The organism is Actinoplanes couchii (genome assembly GCF_016862075.1).
In the GTDB taxonomy this organism is placed as follows: Bacteria; Actinomycetota; Actinomycetes; order Mycobacteriales; family Micromonosporaceae; genus Actinoplanes; species Actinoplanes couchii.
Map to the genome: position 1 here is coordinate 48,021 of NZ_BOMG01000117.1, position 16,809 is coordinate 64,829.

18 protein-coding genes are annotated in these 16,809 nt (G+C 71.3%); 6 read left to right on the plus strand and 12 right to left on the minus strand.

Annotation, left to right across the window (positions count from 1 at the left end; all coding sequences use genetic code 11):
* The first annotated feature begins 53 nt into the window (after nt 1-53).
* Nucleotides 54-914, plus strand: a complete 861-nt coding sequence (locus Aco03nite_RS46745) for a hypothetical protein (RefSeq protein ID WP_203808562.1) — start codon at nt 54-56, stop codon at nt 912-914.
* Between the two features lie 17 nt (nt 915-931).
* On the opposite strand, the gene Aco03nite_RS46750 is transcribed toward Aco03nite_RS46745, so the two are convergent.
* The 3 genes from Aco03nite_RS46750 to Aco03nite_RS46760 form a co-directional block, all read right to left on the minus strand.
* Nucleotides 932-1,339, minus strand: coding sequence for a hypothetical protein (locus Aco03nite_RS46750; RefSeq protein ID WP_203808564.1), 408 nt, complete (start codon nt 1,337-1,339; stop codon nt 932-934).
* Between the two features lie 64 nt (nt 1,340-1,403).
* Nucleotides 1,404-1,739 (minus strand): cupin domain-containing protein, encoded by a 336-nt coding sequence (locus Aco03nite_RS46755; protein WP_203808566.1) that lies wholly within the window; start codon nt 1,737-1,739, stop codon nt 1,404-1,406.
* Nucleotides 1,740-1,799: 60 nt separating this feature from the next.
* Complete coding sequence (locus tag Aco03nite_RS46760) at nt 1,800-2,690, minus strand: SDR family NAD(P)-dependent oxidoreductase (RefSeq protein ID WP_203808568.1); 891 nt, start codon at nt 2,688-2,690, stop codon at nt 1,800-1,802.
* Between the two features lie 59 nt (nt 2,691-2,749).
* Here Aco03nite_RS46760 and Aco03nite_RS46765 point away from each other — a divergent pair, with 59 nt between their 5' ends.
* Nucleotides 2,750-3,661, plus strand: a complete 912-nt coding sequence (locus tag Aco03nite_RS46765) for an AraC family transcriptional regulator (RefSeq protein ID WP_203808570.1) — start codon at nt 2,750-2,752, stop codon at nt 3,659-3,661.
* A gap of 8 nt (nt 3,662-3,669) precedes the next feature.
* Here the strand turns inward: Aco03nite_RS46765 and Aco03nite_RS46770 are convergent, their stop codons facing one another.
* The 4 genes from Aco03nite_RS46770 to Aco03nite_RS46785 all read right to left on the minus strand — a co-directional run bounded on the left by Aco03nite_RS46770 (nt 3,670) and on the right by Aco03nite_RS46785 (nt 7,084).
* A complete protein-coding gene (locus Aco03nite_RS46770) occupies nt 3,670-4,137 on the minus strand; it encodes an RrF2 family transcriptional regulator (protein ID WP_203808600.1) in 468 nt (155 codons plus the stop codon).
* A 72-nt stretch (nt 4,138-4,209) separates the two neighbouring features.
* Nucleotides 4,210-4,959 carry an SDR family oxidoreductase gene (locus Aco03nite_RS46775; RefSeq protein WP_203808572.1) on the minus strand — a complete coding sequence of 250 codons (750 nt, stop codon included), beginning with the start codon at nt 4,957-4,959 and terminating at the stop codon, nt 4,210-4,212.
* A gap of 117 nt (nt 4,960-5,076) precedes the next feature.
* Complete coding sequence (locus tag Aco03nite_RS46780) at nt 5,077-6,534, minus strand: restriction endonuclease (protein ID WP_203808574.1); 1,458 nt, start codon at nt 6,532-6,534, stop codon at nt 5,077-5,079.
* 166 nt (nt 6,535-6,700) lie between these two features.
* The gene (locus Aco03nite_RS46785; protein ID WP_203808601.1) at nt 6,701-7,084 is read right to left on the minus strand and encodes a DoxX family protein; all 384 of its coding nucleotides are present in this window, start codon (nt 7,082-7,084) and stop codon (nt 6,701-6,703) included.
* Between the two features lie 198 nt (nt 7,085-7,282).
* On the opposite strand from Aco03nite_RS46785, the gene Aco03nite_RS46790 reads away from it, so the two are divergent.
* Complete coding sequence (locus tag Aco03nite_RS46790; protein WP_203808576.1) at nt 7,283-8,530, plus strand: GAF domain-containing protein; 1,248 nt, start codon at nt 7,283-7,285, stop codon at nt 8,528-8,530.
* A 139-nt stretch (nt 8,531-8,669) separates the two neighbouring features.
* Here Aco03nite_RS46790 and Aco03nite_RS46795 read toward each other — a convergent pair whose 3' ends face one another.
* Together Aco03nite_RS46795 and Aco03nite_RS46800 are read right to left on the minus strand one after the other, a co-directional pair.
* Complete coding sequence (locus tag Aco03nite_RS46795; protein WP_203808578.1) at nt 8,670-9,107, minus strand: hypothetical protein; 438 nt, start codon at nt 9,105-9,107, stop codon at nt 8,670-8,672.
* A 114-nt stretch (nt 9,108-9,221) separates the two neighbouring features.
* Complete coding sequence (locus Aco03nite_RS46800) at nt 9,222-10,064, minus strand: hypothetical protein (protein WP_203808580.1); 843 nt, start codon at nt 10,062-10,064, stop codon at nt 9,222-9,224.
* A gap of 150 nt (nt 10,065-10,214) precedes the next feature.
* Here Aco03nite_RS46800 and Aco03nite_RS46805 point away from each other — a divergent pair, with 150 nt between their 5' ends.
* Complete coding sequence (locus Aco03nite_RS46805) at nt 10,215-10,631, plus strand: PRC-barrel domain-containing protein (RefSeq protein ID WP_203808582.1); 417 nt, start codon at nt 10,215-10,217, stop codon at nt 10,629-10,631.
* Between the two features lie 92 nt (nt 10,632-10,723).
* The gene (locus Aco03nite_RS46810) at nt 10,724-11,620 is read left to right on the plus strand and encodes a hypothetical protein (RefSeq protein WP_203808584.1); all 897 of its coding nucleotides are present in this window, start codon (nt 10,724-10,726) and stop codon (nt 11,618-11,620) included.
* On the opposite strand, the gene Aco03nite_RS46815 is transcribed toward Aco03nite_RS46810, so the two are convergent.
* Complete coding sequence (locus Aco03nite_RS46815) at nt 11,621-12,643, minus strand: LLM class flavin-dependent oxidoreductase (RefSeq protein ID WP_203808586.1); 1,023 nt, start codon at nt 12,641-12,643, stop codon at nt 11,621-11,623. It lies immediately after the preceding gene.
* Between the two features lie 79 nt (nt 12,644-12,722).
* Nucleotides 12,723-14,660 (minus strand): phosphodiester glycosidase family protein, encoded by a 1,938-nt coding sequence (locus Aco03nite_RS46820; protein WP_203808588.1) that lies wholly within the window; start codon nt 14,658-14,660, stop codon nt 12,723-12,725.
* 95 nt (nt 14,661-14,755) lie between these two features.
* Between Aco03nite_RS46820 and Aco03nite_RS46825 the strand changes: the two genes are divergently transcribed.
* Nucleotides 14,756-15,346: a DUF1877 family protein gene (locus tag Aco03nite_RS46825; RefSeq protein WP_203808590.1), complete on the plus strand. Its 591-nt coding sequence runs from the start codon at nt 14,756-14,758 to the stop codon at nt 15,344-15,346.
* Here the strand turns inward: Aco03nite_RS46825 and Aco03nite_RS46830 are convergent.
* The gene (locus Aco03nite_RS46830; RefSeq protein WP_203808592.1) at nt 15,340-16,734 is read right to left on the minus strand and encodes a restriction endonuclease; all 1,395 of its coding nucleotides are present in this window, start codon (nt 16,732-16,734) and stop codon (nt 15,340-15,342) included. The two genes, Aco03nite_RS46825 and Aco03nite_RS46830, sit on opposite strands and share 7 nt — an antisense overlap.
* Between the last annotated feature and the right edge of the window lie 75 nt (nt 16,735-16,809).

Sequence of the window (16,809 nt, forward strand, 5' to 3'; positions counted from 1 at the left end):
GGCCCGGGCATTCAGCGGATCAGGATTTCGGAGCGATCCGGTTCTATGGAACGATGCCGTCGCTCTATGTCGCTCATGACGACCGGATGGTCATCGTCTCCCGCCTTCCGCTCAAGATCGCCGGCGGGAGCGGGTACTCGTACAGCTGGGGTGATGTCCTTGAACTCACCCCCGCCGACCAGGGCGTCCGGCGCGGGCCGTGGGTGGGCTTCCTGTACATCCTGCGAGCCGTCATCGGCATCTTCATCGCCTCCAACCTGATCGGTCTGGTGTCCTCGAACGACGTTCTCCCCGCGCTCGCCGTCGCTGCCGGTGTGACCCTCGCGGTGCTCGGCTGGCGGCGTAAACCTGGCGTGATCGAGGCACCCCACCTCGGCACCGACCGCGCCGAACACCATGTGCTCGTCGAGGATCAGGACCGCATGGTCTTCTCGGACGCCATCGACCTGTGCCGGCGAACCTCGGAGACCTGGCCGGCGCTCGGCGACCTCATCGACGTGCCGACCGCGAAACGGCAGCTCGCTCAGGCCCTGTTCGACATCGCCGGGGTCCTGGAACGGCGACAGGAACTCCGGGAACTACACGATGAACTGGCCGAGCACGCCGGCGCCCCGGAACTGGCACCACGGTTGGCCAAGGCGACCGAGGCGCTGGTCGATGTGGACGACGAACTGACCCGCCGTCTGGCCACGCTGAACGCCGTCGCGGTGACCGGCGAGCAGTTGATTCACGACGAGAGGATCGGTGCGCTGGCCCGGGAGGCGGACGAAGTGCTGACACGCCTCGCGTCGCCGCCTCCGGCAGCCGTCCCCGACGCCGCCTCCGAGCTGGCCGAACGCACCGAAGCGGTCTTGCGGGCCTACCGCGAGCTGACCGACCGTGCCCCGGCCGATCGAGGAGCCCGCGGCGACTGACGGTGACGGCGAAGCCGTCATGAATGCCGTTTCTCCGGGATCATCGGCAGGATCGAGAAGACGACGATCAGGGCCAGGGAGAGCACCGCGCCGATGCGGCTCCAGGTCGGGAACGCGGCCAGGTGGAACATGTGCCAGAGGAAATGGAAGCTGGAGTAGACCAGCCAGCCGCCGCCGAGTACCCGCAGGGACTCCTCGGTGGGTTTACGGAACGCCCACACGGTGAACACCAGCAGGGCCAGGTTGGAGAGTCCGTAGTCGCGGACCAGGTGCTCGTTGTACGGGCCCAGATTGGCGACCCAGCCCCAGCCCGGGATCGGGAAATGCTCGTGGAACGACAGCGGGAAGAACCCGGCCCAGAACCCGACGACTGCCGCCACCAGGGCCAGGAACGCGGCCGAGAACCGTTTGATCGACATGCTCATGTGCACAGGACGCCGTGGCCGGGCCGGATGTGACAGTGGACGGCCCGCGCCACCACGCCGCGCCTCAATCTCCGGGGACGAGGACCGTGAGCAGTACGGCGGAGTCCTCCTCGGCCAGCAGATCGTGGCGGTCGCGGGAGATGACCAGGTGGTCGCCGGTGGTTCCGGTCCAGCTGTCGGCCGCGGTCCGCAGGGTGACCCGGCCGGTCAGCACCTGGAGGGTGGCCTCGGCGGGGCTGTTGTGCTCGGCGAGGCTCTGGCCGGCGGCCAGGGCGATGACGGTCTGCCGCAGGTGGTGGTCGTGGTGGCCGAAGAGAGTGTGTGAACTGCGGCCACTGTGTGCGGTGCGGGCCTCGGCCAGCAGCCGGTCGGCCAGGTCGGTGAGCCGGGTGGTCTGCATGGTGGTTCCTTTCCAGCGGCGGTGCGGCCGCGCGGGTCGGTGGTGCGGCACGAATCTAGTTCATCCGATCGCGCGCTCGGCGAGGTCCCACAGGCGGGTGGCGGCGGCCGGGTCCATCGACCAGGACGCGACGCCGGACTCGGCGTCCGGGCCGCCGGGGACCACGGTGGCCTCGTGCCGGTCCTCCTCGAAGTAGCGGCCGGTCACGTTGCCGGGGACGGGGGCGGCGGCCAGCATCGTCGCGGGGGCGGCGCCCTGCTGCGGGGTCTTGAAACCGGCCGGGTGCAGCAGGTTGCCGGACTCGTCCATGGCGCCCATCGCGCGCATCGTCGCGGCGTCCACGTGGCGTTGCAGGTTGGTGTGGATGCGGCCGGGGTTGGCGGCGTTGGCGACCACCCCGTCCGGCGCCCACCGTTTCGCGATCTCCACGGCTAGCAGCACCCCGGCGGCCTTGGACTGGGCGTAGGCGGTCCATGGATCGTACGGCCGCCGCTGGAAGTTGATGTCCTCGAAGTCGACGCCGGAGCGCAGCTGGGCGCCGGAGCTGACGATTGCGACCCGGGCGTCACCGGCTGCCCGCAGGTGGGTGTGCAGGCCGGTGGCCAGGGCGAAGTGGCCGAGGAAGTTGGTGGCGAGCTGGAGTTCCCAGCCGGCCGGGCTGAGCCGGCGCTCCGGGATCGCCATCACCCCGGCGTTGGCGACCAGGGCGTGCAGCGGGCCGTCCCAGCCGGTGGTGAACGCGCGGACCGCGTCCAGGTCGGTCAGGTCGAGGGTGACCACCCGCAGGCCCGCCAGGTGCAGCGGCCGGCGGGCGGTGACGGTGACGTCGGCGCCGGCCGCGGACAGGGCACGGGCGGTCTCCAGGCCGATCCCGGAGGTGCCGCCGGTGACGATCATGCGGCGGCCGGTCAGGTCGATACCGGTCAGGACTTCGGTGGCGGTGAGTGTCATGTCTCCACGGTAGGAACCCGAGACTGGACTGCCTATGATCTCTGCTCCAGGATAGTTGCGTGAGAGTCCAGACGGATCCGCTCGAGGACGTGCTCGCGCTGGTCGGCGCGTCCAGCCGCCTGTCCGCCGGGCTGCTGGCCGGCGGGGCGTGGGCGCTGTCGTTCGAGGCACCGGACACGGTCAAGTTCAACGCGGTCCGCCGCGGCCACTGCCTGCTCGTGGTGGACGGGGTGGAGCCGATCGCGCTCGGGCCCGGCGACTGTTTCCTGCTCGTCGAGCCGCGGCCGTTCACGATGGCCAGTGCGGCCGATGTGGCGCCGGAGCCGGCCGGGCCGTACTTCGCGGCGGCTGCCGACGGGGTCGCCCGGGTGGGGGAGGGTGCTGACACGTACGTCATCGGCGGCCGTTTCGATTTCGGCGATCGGGCCCGGGAACTGTTGCTCGACACGTTGCCGCCGGTGGTGCACGTGCCTGGCGGCAGTGCGGCGGCCGCCACCCTGGGCTGGGCGCTGGACCTGATCGACGCCGAGACCCGGGACCGGCCGGTGGGCTCCGGGCTGGTCGCCGAACACCTGGCCATGGTGATGCTGATCCACATCCTGCGGCTGCACCTCGACCGGGCGCCGGCCCGTACCGGATGGCTGGCCGGGCTGTCCGATCCGGTGGTGGGCGTGGCGCTGCGGGTGATGCACGCCCGCCCGGCCGACCCGTGGACGGTGGCCGAGCTGGCCCGGGAAGCGTCGGTGTCCCGGTCGCTGCTGGCCGCCCGGTTCCGGGCCGTGGTCGGGCGCGGGCCGCTGGAATACCTGACCGGCTGGCGCATCGAACTGGCCGCCGGGCGGCTGCGCCGGGGCGAGGACACCGTGGCGGCCATCGCCCGGGACGTCGGCTACGGGTCGGAGAGCGCGCTGAGCAACGCCTTCAAACGTGTCACCGGCACCTCGCCCCGCGACTACCGCAAGGCCCGCTGATCCGGTGGTCAGGCCCGGAGCCACTCCTGAGCACGCCGCAGGGTGCCCGGGGTCAGGTCGCGGTCGGCGTCGGCGACCAGGTCGGCGATGGTGACCGTGCGCAGCGAGTCGCGCCAGGCCCGGTCGGCGGAGTCCATCACCCGCGCGATCGGGCACGGTGCCGTGCAGTCCTGTGCCGGTGTCGCCAGCGGGCCCCGCTGCCGCACCTCGGTGCACCGGAACGCCGGCAGTGCGCCGTCGACGGCTTCGACGACGTCCAGCACGGTGATCCGCGCCGCGTCCCGGGTCAGCGTGTACCCACCGGAGTTGCCCTGGGTCGAGCGCACCAGCCCGGCCCGGGACAACGCCTGGAGCTGCTTGGCGAGATAGGTGGGGGAGACGTCGTGGAACTCGGCGAGCTTGGCCGCCGGAACCGGCTCGGAAGCCCTGCTCAACAGGGTGCAGCAGTGCAGCGCCCACTCGACGCCTCCGGACATCTTCACCGGGTGAGCCTAACGATCCGGAATTCCGGGGCGAACGTGTGTGGTCATGCCGACTCCAGGGTGGGATCAGGAAACTTGGGCGGTGGACCAGTGCCGGAAGCTGGTCCGGGCGATGCGGGCGTCGCCGACCGGGACCAGCGAGTCGCGCACGATCGGCACACCGAAGTAGCCGACTCCGGCGTCCTCCCGGACCGGGCGGTGGTCACCCTGTGCCGCCAGCGCCGGGCCGACGAACTCGGCGAACGACGCGCGCTCGGGCCCGGCGATCTCGACGGCGCCGTCGACCGGGGTGGCGGTGACGACGTCGGCCAGCACCGCGGCGACCTCCGCGGCGGCGATCGGCTGCAGATCGGCGGCGGGGAGCACCACACTGTCGCCCTCGGCCAGGCCGGCGCCGATGGTCGCGAGGAACTCGAAGAACTGGGTGGCCCGCACGATGGTGAAGGGGATGCCGGACCGGGCGACCAGTCGTTCCTGCGCGGCCTTGGCGTCCAGGTAACCCGGGTGCGAGAGCCGGTCGGTGCCGACGATCGACAGCACCACGTGATGGCGCACCCCGGCTTCCCGGCCGGCGGTGAGCAGGGTGGTGGTGGAGGTGGTGAAGAAGTCCATGACGGCGGCCGGCTCGAAGGCCATCCGGTTGGTCACGTCGACCACCGCGTCCGCCCCGGCCAGCGACGCGGCGACACCCTGACCGGTGATGGTGTCGACCCCGGTCGCGGGGGCGGCGGCCACGACGTCATGCCCCCGGGCACCGAGGATCTCGACCACCTGCGAACCGATGAGCCCGGTTCCTCCGACGACGACGATACGCATGAGCCCTCTCCTTGACTCGGACAACTCTTGTCCGCAACTGTACTCGGACAACTCTTGTCCGAGTCAAGGAGATGTGGCGCGCACGCCGACGACACCGCCGAACCGCGGCCGTGGGCGTCAGCCGTAGAAGTCCTCCAGAGCGTCCGGAACCTTGTCACCGGCTCCACCGGGATAGGCAATCCCCAGCTCACGGAAGTACACGGCGGCGAGTAGTTCGTTGTGGTGGTAGAAGATGACCGCCGCCCTCGTCGAGTCGAAGGTGTCCGGTGCGGCTTCCAGGTTCTTCAGAGCCTGCAGCTGATATCCGGCCACCCGCTTCCACTGCCCCGGATACCGTTCCTGATGCGCGGCCCGCTTGGCGTCGGTCGAGTTGATCGCCGTCATGACCCGGTCACACAGTTCCTGGGCCCATTCCTGCAGATCAGGACCTTCCAGCGGTACGCCGGACCGGAGGCCGCCGGTGCGGACCAGCCCTCGTGCCATGGCGTTCACGGGCGAGACCGCGCCGGACGGGGCGATGGTGAAGAGCCCGACCTGGCTCCGGTCGGCCGCCTTCCGCGCGTCGCCGGTGTATCCGGAGGTCGAGTAGAACAGATGATGCACCACATCGGGCCGGCTGCCGCGCAGCTGCTGGACCGGTCCGGAGCTGACCGGCTGGGCCTGCATCTTGACCTGGGCCACCCCCAGCTCGGAGATCACGTCGATGCCGCCGTCCCGTCCGGCGCCGGTGAGCCGGGCGTCCGGGAACCCGATCTCGCTCATGTGGGCCCGGGCGATCTCCTCCGCGGCCTTCCAGTCCGTCGGCATTCCGGTCGGCAGCACCGGGGCGAAGTTCGTCATCGTCTCGGGATCGGGTGGCGACGGCACCTCGGGGGTCTCCGGCAGCCGCCTGATGTGAGCCGCGGCGCCGTCCTCCAGGATGTCGAGGCCGGTGGTGTCCAGACGGTCGAGGAAGACCTTGAGGGTGAACTTGGGTCGACCGGGCGCCACGAGCTCCATGGCCAGCCCGCTCACCGGCCAGGTGGTCTGGTCGGACGTCCGGACCGCCCGGCCGGTGGCCAGCGGACCGGGCGCCACGGTGATCCGGGCCGTCTTGCGGTCGGCGACGATCCATCCGCGCAGGGTTCGCAGTGCGATGTCACCACCGCCGGCCGGCCGGGTCTTCTTCAGGATCGGATCGATCTGCCAGCCGGGGCCGGTGACGGCGTCCACCATGAGTTCGACATGGTCACCGGGTTGTAGCGTGGCCAGGATCCGGTCGGCGAGGATCGGTGAGACCGGGTCGGACGCGAGCCCGCCGAGATACCGCCGGTAGGCCCAGGCCGACCGGGCGTCGTCGGCGAAGGGTTGCCGATCGTCCGGAACCAGCGGTGTGCCCACGACCGGGGTGCCGCCGAGAGCCGCCTGCTCCTCCTTCTTGCGCTTGCGCCAGGCGAAGAACGCCCAGCCCCACAACACGATCGCGATCGGCGGCGCCCCGGCGGCCGACCCGAGCGCCCCCACGACCACGGCCGCCAGAAGCACGTTGTTCGAAACCGGATGCGACCAGGGACGCTTGGTGTTCTCGCTGGACAATGGACCCCCATGTGGAAATGATCTTGCTGAAGGTATCCATTGCCCGGTCCCCTTTCATCGCCCGTTCGTCGCGAGTGGAATCCGTCGATCAGCTGCGGATCGCCGGCCGGGCCGCAGCGCCGATGCGCTGGGGGCGACGCCTGCCGGTCGCCCCCAGCGCCCGATGTCAGACCGCTGCCGCGGCCGGCTCGCGGCGCCTGCCGATCAGCGCGTCCAGGGAGAAGTGGCCGGCGCCGAACGCCGCGATCAGCAGGAACGTCCAGGCGTACAGGGCGGCGCTGACACCGCCGTTCTCGACCGGGAGCAGGCCGTCGGGCTGGTGCACCACGAAGTAGGCGTACGCCATCGAGCCGGACGCCAGGATCGCCGCCGGGCGGGTGAGCAGCCCGAGCAGGACGAGGATGCCGCTGGCCAGCTGGATGACCGCGGCGTACCAGCCGGGCCAGGCGCCGACCGGGACCGCTCCACCGCCGGCGCCGCCGCCGAACAGTCCGAACAGGCTGGCCAGGCCGTGGCTGGCGAACAGCAGGCCGACGACGACCCGGAACATCGGCCAGGTGACCTGGGTGACACGGGATGAGGACAAGGGGAACTCCTCGGGTTGAAAGTGGTCAAACTCCGTGATCACGCTAGGTTCCGGATGTTTCCTGACTCTTAGGTAACCCTAAGAACTCGCTAAGAGCCGATCGCGTACGCTGACCCAGTTGTTTGCTGTTGGACAAATATCGACGACGGGCGGGGCCACACCATGACGGCGGTACCGGAGAACGCCGAACGCACCCTGTTCGGCCAGTCGATCGCCGTCTTCGCCGCGATGAGCGGGCCGGAGCACACCGTGCGGGCGGCGAACCCGGCGTTCTTCGCCGCCATCGGGGGCGCCGACCGCGAGCGCACCGGGATCCCGCTCGCCGACCTGATGCCCGAGCTGGCCGACCAGGGCTTCCTCGACCTGCTGGACCGGGTCTACCGCACCGGCGAGCCCTACACCGGCCGGGACGCCCGGGTGGTGCTGGGCACCGGCCCGGACGCCCGGGAGGCGTTCTTCGACTTCACCTACGAGCCGTACCACGACGCCGACGGCACGATCACCGGGATCCGGATGATCGGCGTGGAGACCACCCAGGTCAAACACGCCCAGCGGCTCACCGCCGAGCACCGGGCGCTGCTGGAGCAGATCGCCCGCCAGGCGCCCCTGACCGAGGTCCTCGACGGCATGGCCCGCAGCATCGAACGCCTCGCGCCCGACGACGTGCTGGTCTCGGTGCTGCTCGCCGACCCGGACGGCCGGCACCTGCGGCACGGCGCCGCGCCCAGCCTGCCCGATTTCTACAACGAGGCCATCGACGGCATCGCCACCGGCGAGGGGGTCGGCTCCTGCGGGACCGCCGCGCACCGCCGCGAGCCGGTCATCGTCACCGACATCGGCACCGACCCGTTCTGGACCGACTTCCGCGACCTGGCCGGCCGGGCCGGTCTCGCCGCCTGCTGGTCGACGCCGGTCCTGGCCCGCGACGGCACCCTGCTCGGCACGTTCGCCATGTACCACCGGACCCCGCGCGTCCCGCGGGACACCGATCTGGCGCTGGCCCACCTGTTCGCCGGCACCGCCGCCCTGGCCATCGAACGCCACCACATCGAACAGGCACAGCAGGCCGCCGAGGCCCGCGCCCGGGCCGCCCACGACGAGCTGGCGAAGACGGTCCGCTCCGAACAGCGGCTGCGCGCCGCCGCCGAACAGCGCGCCGCCGAGTCCGCCGAACTCGCCGCCCGGATGCGCGCCGCGGCCGCCGCCCAGGCCGCCGCCCCACACCCGGAGAAATGCCTGCTCGGCGGCCCCAAGGGCTGCACGAACCCAGCCGAACTCAAGGTCGCCGACTCGTGGGGCGACTCGGCCTGGGGCTGCCCCGCCCACGTCGAGGAGGCCATCATCAACGTCCGCTCGATCTTCATCGCCAGCGAGGAACTCGGCGGCCTGGCCGCCTACCTGAACCGCTGACCCCGAAGATCAAACCAATGCGGCAGTACGCCAATCGGCACCACAACCGCACCAGCCCGCGCTGTCAGTCCCACGCGAGGTCCGCGCCACCCCGGACCACCCGGCGACCGCCGGGCCGGATGCGATGGTCACCGGTTCCTCATTCGCGGATCTCGCGCATCTCATGGGCATACTCCGCGACGTCGACGCACCGCTCCTGACCGGGCTCCAGCAGCAGATCGACGAGCCGCTGCAGCTCGGCGACGGTCAGCCCGGCATCGCCCGTACCGTACAGCGGGTCGTAACCGCGGCGCGGCACCGGCCGGATGCCGCTGTACTCCACCGTCCCCCGAGCCCAATGCTCCATCGCCCGCTCGGCCAGGGCAGCGGCGTGCGGTCCGGCGCCGGCCGCCGGGCCGGGGAAGCGGAAGGCCGCCCCGAACCGCAGTTCCTGCTCCACGAACCGGTCCTGACAGAAGTCGAGACTCCATCCCGGCCAGTGCCCGGCGAACCGCTCCTCCAGCCCGAGGACCCGCTCGGTCGACCAGACCGTCGCACGCCGGGCCCCCGGATCCAGGTGCATCCTACCGCGAGGCATGTCCGGCCACGTCGACAGCCGGCGGAGGCCGTCCAGTTGATCGAGCAGAGCCCTGCCCGACCGCCACGTTGGCCCGATATTCCATCGGCGCAGCGTAAAGTCCACTGAGGCCCGTCACGCGGGCGGGATTGTCCATCGCAGCAGCGTCTCGCCGCTGTCCCCGGCTGCCAGGGTCACCGGATAGACCCGGCCGTGCTCCCGTCCACCGTCGTGCCGCATTGCGTAGTCGCCCGGATCCCAGCCGATCCCGAGCACCGGGCACCCGCCCACCTCGATCGCACCGACCCGCAGCGGATGCTGAAACCCGGCCCGCTGGAACCGGTGGAAGTCGGTGTGCTCGTCGACCGCGACCATCAGCCCCCGGCCGTGCACCCTCTCGCACCAGGCGCTGAGTTCCGCCGCCCGCGCTTCAGCCTCGGCCACCGGCAGGTCGAGCCACCCGTGGATCCCGTCGACGCCGATCCACGGAACCCGCTCGCCACCGAACAGCGCGTAGGCGTCCTCCTCGTACCGCCCCCAGTAGGTGACGTCGGCGAGACCGTCATCGGACTCGCCCTCCAGCCCGGTCCACCGGTCCAGCGCCATCGCGTCGCCGATCACCGTGCCGCACGGGTCGACGGGCAGATCCCCGAGCCGGACCGGCGCCGACCGATCCCGATCAGCGGGCCACGGCAGCCCGAGGCCGATCTCCAGGACCGCCACCGCCGGCTCCTCGTCGAACGGCGACGGCGAGGTGCTCGCCCGTACCGGCAAGGGCCGATCATCGGCGACGGCAACCGCGACCGCCTCGCAGAGCCCGTCCCGAAGATGCCCGCCACCGGCCGCCGCGACCGCGCCGGCGCGTGCGGACAGGGACGCGCCCAGGTCCGGCCAGTAGTCGATCCCGCCCGCCATGGCGAGCACGAGCACACCGGACGGAGCGCGAACGGATCCCAGGTCACCGAAGACGTCAGACACGGGCCCATCATGCCGCCCGGGTACGACATCCCCGGCCGGCCCGACGTCACGAGACCGACAACGAACTGTGGTGTCCCCGCCGGACGGGCCGCCTAGCGTTGGCCGTCCGTAACCCATTCCGGCCTGGCGGCCGGAGGAAGGAGACGAGCCATGGACGTGGCATCCGGAACCCTGATGAGGCTGGGCGACAGCGGTCAGATGCTGGCCGACCCGGGGCAGGACATCCGCGGGCGCAAGGTCCTGGACCGGGACCGCAACGAGATCGGCAGGATCGCCGAGCTGCTGGTCGACGCCCAGGAACGGCAGGTGCGCCTGCTGCAGGTCGAGCACGGCGGCCTGTTCGGCGTCGGGGCGACCCCGCTTTTCATCCCGGCCGAGGCGGTCGAGGAGGTGACCGAAACTGACGTCAGCCTGGACCGGACCCGGGTCCAGGTGGCCGACGCGCCCGCCTACGACCCGGAGCTCCTCGACCGGGACGAGCAGATGGCCCGGCTGTACGGGCACTACGGTTACGCGCCGTACTGGGCGCCCGGTTTCATCCCACCGCGCAGCGGTTTCTTCCGCTGAGCCCGGCGGAGCGATCCGGTGGCGGCCGCCATGTGCCGCCACCGGCCCCTCCCGATGCTGGTCCAAGATCCGGTGGGGCCGATACTGACATCGTGCACACCACCGAGGAGTTCGATGCGTTCGGGCCCTGGATCGACGAGGTTCACACCGTCGGCGACCTGCCCCGGCTCTACCGCGACGCGGGACTCGATCCGGCCGCCCACCGCCTGGTGCTGAAGGTTCCCCGCGACATCGAACGGCGCAACGCCAACGCCGCCATGCATCTGTACGACTACCTGATCGCCCTCGACGCGGAGACCCTGACCGTGCTGAGCCGGGTCGGCGACACGTACGAGACGGTCCGTCTGCCGCTCGACCGGGTGATGGCGATCCAGGACAGTGTGCGCCTGCTCAACGGCGTCCTGACCGTGCATGCGACGGACGGTACCGCGGTCACCGTCAGCTACAACGGTTCGGCGGCCGGCCCGATCCGCAACCTGATCCGGCTGCTGCGCCAGGGTTATCTCCCGCAGCGGGTGGAGCCGCCGATTCCGGACCCGTACCGGATCGAGCCCCGCCTGGACCGCGAGGACACCGGCCTGCTGACCGATTATCGTCACCTGGTCGAGCAGGAACCCCAACTGCAACTTCTCAACGTTTCGGTACGCCGGACGGTCACGCCGGTAGCCACGGCCGAACGGCTCTACCGCCGGATCTGGCCGATCGTCCTGCACGCCTCGATCACGGTCGCCGACGACCGGGAGATCCAGATCATCCACCGCCGGGACTGGTTCACCCCCGGCGGCGACGACCTGTCCCTGGCCCGCACGATCCTGCCCCGGGCCCGGGTCGGCGAGCTGACCGCGTACCCGCACGACCGCTACCAGGACGTGCACGTCCTCGCGGTGCGGGCCGGCACGACCGAGTTCGGTTTCCCGGTGCTGGCCGGCCCACTGTCCGCGGAGTTGATCAGCTCCGCCGGGAAGAAGGGCGCGGGGAGAAGGGGCTGATCAGGCCGCGGACCAGCCGATGGCCGGAGCCACGTGCTTGGTGATCGTCTCCAGCAGGCGGGTGTTGTACTCGACGCCGAGCTGGTTCGGCACCGTGAACAGGACCGTGTCGGCGGATCGGACGGCCTCGTCGGCGGCCAGCTCCTCGGCGATCCGTTCCGGGTCACCGGAGTAGGTGCGGCCGAACCGGGAGCGCACGCCTTCGAGCAGCCCGACCTGGTCCTGGTCGTCCTCCCGGCCGAAGTAGATCCGGTCGATCTCCTCGGTGATCGGCAGCACGCTGCGCGACACCGACACCCGCGGCTCCCAGTCGTGGCCGGCTTCCTTGAACGCCTGCCGGTACAGCTCGATCTGCTCGGCCTGCAGCCGGTCGAACGGAACCCCGGTGTCCTCGGACAGCAGCGTCGAACTCTGCAGGTTCATGCCGGTCCGGGCAGCCCATTCGGCGGTCGCCCGGGTGCCGGCGCCCCACCAGATGCGCTGCCGCAGACCGGGGGACTGGGGCTGGATCGCCAGGCCGCCACTGACCCCGCCGGTGCGGGCCGGATCGGTGCGGGCCACCGGCGTACCGGAAATGGCCTGAAGGAAGATCTCGGTCTTGGTCCTGGCGTTGTCGGCGGCGGTCTCGCCCTCGGTGGGCACGTAACCGAACGTCTCGGCGCCGCGCAGCGCGGTCTCCGGGGATCCCCGGCTCACGCCCAGCTGCAGCCGCCCACCGCTGATCAGGTCGGTGGCGGCGGCCTCCTCGGCCATGTACAGCGGGTTCTCGTAGCGCATGTCGATCACGCCGGTGCCCATCTCGATCCGCCCGGTGCGGGCCGCGATCGCCGCGAGCAGCGGGAACGGGGAGGCCAGCTGGCGCTCGAAGTGGTGCACCCGGACGTTCGCGCTGTCGACGCCCAGCTCTTCGGCGGCCACCGCCAGCTCGATCGTCTGCAGCAGCGAGTCGGAGGCGCTCCGGGTCTGCGACCCGTTCACGTCACGCCAGTGGCCGAAGGACAGGAACCCGATCTTCTTTCGCACGCCCCACCCAACCGCCCGGAGACCCGGGCGCATTCCCGGCTGTGTCGCAGCACATGCCGCCGAATGCGCCCGGGGCCGGTCAGGGCCGGTAGACGGCGGCGGTCAGCCGGCAGGCGTCCGGCGAGGCGGCGACGTCGGCGAAATCGTCCCAGCCGTCACCGATGTCGCGGCCGGAGATCGCCCACGCGCTGTTCCATTCCCGGTGCCGGTACTGCAGCAGGTCACCGGAGGCCGGAATCCCGAACAGGGTGTTGCCGCCGGCCGAGAACACGCCGCTGCCGAACTGGTCCCAGCCGGCGCCGGCCCAGACCTCCTTCGTCACCCAGGTACGGCTGGTGGTGTCGAAGTGCGAGCGGTACAGCCGGCCGTCGGCGGCGGCCCGGGAGTACAGCACCCCGGCGTCGGCGGCGAGCACCTTGTCATACTTGTCCCAGCCGGTGGCGATGGTCTGCTCGATCGACCAGGTCCAGTTCTGTTCGTTCAGGCGCGACCAGATCAGGTTGCCGGCGCTGTCGACGCGGTAGAAGTCGCCCTGCCGGTCCACGGTGATCTTGTCGCGGGAGCCGGGTAGCGCGTACTCGCTGAACTGGGTGCCGAGCGAGCGCACGGGGTAGGTCCAGCGGTCGGTCAGGCCACCCCAGACGTACTGGTGCAGGCCGTCGGCCTTGATGCCGTAGACCCGGCCGCCGGGGCCGCCGAGCACCTTGCCGAACTGGTTCCAGCCGGCCCCGATCGCGTTCTTGTCGTTCACGTACTCCCAGGTGGTGCTGGTGGTGGACGGGTCGTGCAGGCCGTACAGGTACATCTTCCCGTCCGGCGCCACGGCGAAGATCGAGGCGCTCGGCGAGCAGTCGGTGGACCGTGCGGTCGAGGTCAGGCTCAGGCCGTTCGGGACCGGGCGCTCCGCCGTCGTGGTCCCGCCGACCGCCGACACCGCCGTGGCCCCGGGCAGGCGGGCGACCATCCGGGTCGAGCCACCGCCGTCGAGACTGATCGCGTCGTCCGCGCCCAGCTCCTTGAGGGTCTGCGCGGTCTGCGCGAACGTCATGCCGCGCTCCCCGTCACCGTTGGCGGCCAGCACCCAGATCCGGGTGCCGTCGGCGGAGAACCCGATCGCCGTACGCGGCCGGGTCGTGGTGTCGGTGAAGGTCCTGGTGGTTCCGTTCTCCACCAGGATCCAGCTGGGGTGGGCGCCGACGGCGACGGTGGCGGCGGTCGGTTGCCCGGCGGCGTCGACGGGCCGGTAGTCGACGGTGACCGCGGTGCCGACGGTGAGCCCGGCGAGCCGGTCGACCCCGGCGCCGGTGCCGACGAGCGCCACCGAACCGGCCGCGACGGCGCCACCGGCGGTGGTGTTGACCGCGGTCACCCGGCCCTGGCTGACGACCACCTCGCGGACCCGGGTGGCGTTGCGGGTGGCGGAGCTCCGCGGGGCGCTGCCCCACAACTCGGAGTAGACCCCGACACCGTCGGCGATCAGCAGCGGCGAGTTCAGCTGGTCGGCGGTGAACGCGGTGCCACCGGCGGGCGTCACGGTGGCCTTCAGATACAGCTGGGTGTACGCGGCGAGAGTCCCCGCGCCGCTGGGGGTGAACGCGGCCACCCCGTTGTATCCGGCGGTGGCCGCCCGTCCGCTGCGCAGCGTCCCGTTGCTGATGGCCGTGCCGTTCGGTGCCGCGGTGCCGTCCTCGACCGGATCCCAGAAGTCACCGTTGACCGCGGCCACCGCCCCGCCACCGGTCGCCATCGCCTGCACGGTCTGGGTGCTGCGGCTGACGGTCGTCCCGGACAGGTATTTCACCCCGAGCGTGGGCGTGCTCAGATCCGCCTCGAAGACCTGGACGGGCAGCGCCGATCCGGTCCCGGTGACCGTGCTCAGGGTCAGCCCCGGAGCGATGGTCCGGGTGCCGGTCACGCCGACCGCCGCCGACGCGGGCCCGGCGGGCAGCACGACCCCGGCGGTGGCCGCGGTCAGACCGGCGAGCAGCAGGTAGCCGTACCTTCGGACTGGTACCAAGAGAATCTCCCCGTTGTCGATGTCCATCGTGGACCGCTCACCTTACCCACGGCCATCAAGTAGTCACCAAGGGTTCACCGTTACGCTGCTTTGGCATGGGGCTCGACTTCACCTGCATCACGCTGCCGCTCGACGCGGCACCGGTCCGGGCCATCCGCGCCGACCCGGCCCTGTGGGCGATCGCCGACGAGCAGCCCCCGTTCACCAGGCCGTGGCCGGGCGAGGACCTGCCGCAGATCAGCCGGGACCTGCTGGCCGTGGTGCCGCCCGGCACCCGCTGGACACCCCGCTGGTTCTCCAGCCGCAACCACGAACAGGCCGAGTACCTGCTGGACCCGGCCGCCTACCGGGCAGCGCAGACGTGGGAGCAACGCGAGCGGACCCCGGCGTACCGGGCGATCATGGGTGTGGAGGTCTTCGCCACCCACGCCACCAGCGGCCAGGGCATCCGCTGGCGCTGCTCGACAGCCACCCAGCTGGCCGAGGCGGCCGACCTGATCGACGCCCTGGACGTGGACGGCGCACGCCGGGCATATTCCGTCACCGACATGCACGACCAGGGCATCTACAAGGTCCACGAGTCCGGCGACACCTTCGACGACAACCTGCGCGACCTACGCTCCTGGGCCGACCACTGCCGAGACCTGTCCACCCGGAGCCTCGACCTGGTGATCACCCTCTACTGAGCGATCCCGGCCCGGGCCAGGAGATCCGCCAGCTCGGTGCCGTTGATCAGCGTCAGCGGTTTGCCCTCGGCGAACTCGTAGGTGCCGGGACCGAACCCGGACGTGGTGACGAGGATGCCTTTGATGGCGCCCCGGTGCTGGACCACGCCGTACAAATCCCGGACGACACTGGGCGCGACCGTCGCCCGGTATCGCTTGACCTGGATCACGATCAGCCCGCCGGTGATCGGGTCGGGATCCCGGGCCTCGACGTCGACACCGCCGTCGCCGCTTCCGGCCGTGTTCACCACCTGCAGGCCGCGGCTGCGGAACAGGTCTCCCACCAGGTGCTCGAAGCGTTCCGGGGCCATCTCGTGGAGGTCGGGACCGCCGTCGGGGTCCGGACCGGCCGGGTCGGTGCCGGGGCGGACCCGGCGGCCGGGCCGTACCTGGTCGAGCCGTTCCGGCCGGGCGGACACCTGGGCCCGGAGGTGACGCAGACAGGCGACCGCGTCGACCTCGCCCAGCCGTACCCCGTCGAGATCCTCCCGCCGGACCATCGTGGTGATCAGGAAACGTTCGGTGTCCTGGCCGGTGGCCGGATCACCGGCGATCACGTAGCCGTTGAACACGACCGACGCCACCTGCCCGAGATGATCGACCCGGAACACCTCGGCGATCACCCGCAGGGCGCTCTGGCAGAGCGCCTCCCGATAGAGCCCGGCCCGCTGACCGACCGGCATCGCGATCGGCTTGTACTCGTCGCTGCTCTTGACGTACCGGATCCGCGTCGCCTCCGGAACCGTCTCGAAACCCGGCAGCTGCCACTCGACGATCAACTGCCGGGTGTCGCCGTCCCACTCGGCCACCACCCCGCGGGGGAACTCCGCCGGCCAGCCCGCCCCGATCGACAGCACCGCGGTGAAGTACTCACCGACGGCGTCGGTCTCGCCGGCCCGCAGACGCTGGGGGAGGGCATCCACCCAGGCGTTGCGCTGCTCGGTCTGCTCCCGCACTGCTGACAACCAGGCCTGATGCCGCTGGTGCAGATCCGCCACCTGCCGAAGGCGCTCCGCTTCGGCCGCCTGTGCGGTACGCCAGTCGTGTTCATACCGGTCCCGGGCCCGGGCGACCAGGTCGGCGTGTTCACGCCGCGCGGCCGGTCGCAACGACTGCACCCCCGACAGTGGTGGCACCTGATAGCGGCCGGGATCGGGCATGAGCACCGGATGCGCCAGCGCCCCCGGATCGAACGGCACCATCGGCGCCGCGGCCCGGAGCTGCGCCGGATGCAGCGGCGGCAGGGCGATCCCGTCGGCCAGGACCCGGCGGAGCATCGCGCACCGGCACTCGAGTTCGGCGGTCTGCCGGGACGCCTCGGCCTCCCGCATGCTCTGGTAGGCCGCCACGGCGGCCCGATGCCCCTGGGCCGCCGCACGATGGGCGGATCGCTGAGCGTCTCGGTTTTCCTATGCGATCCTGGG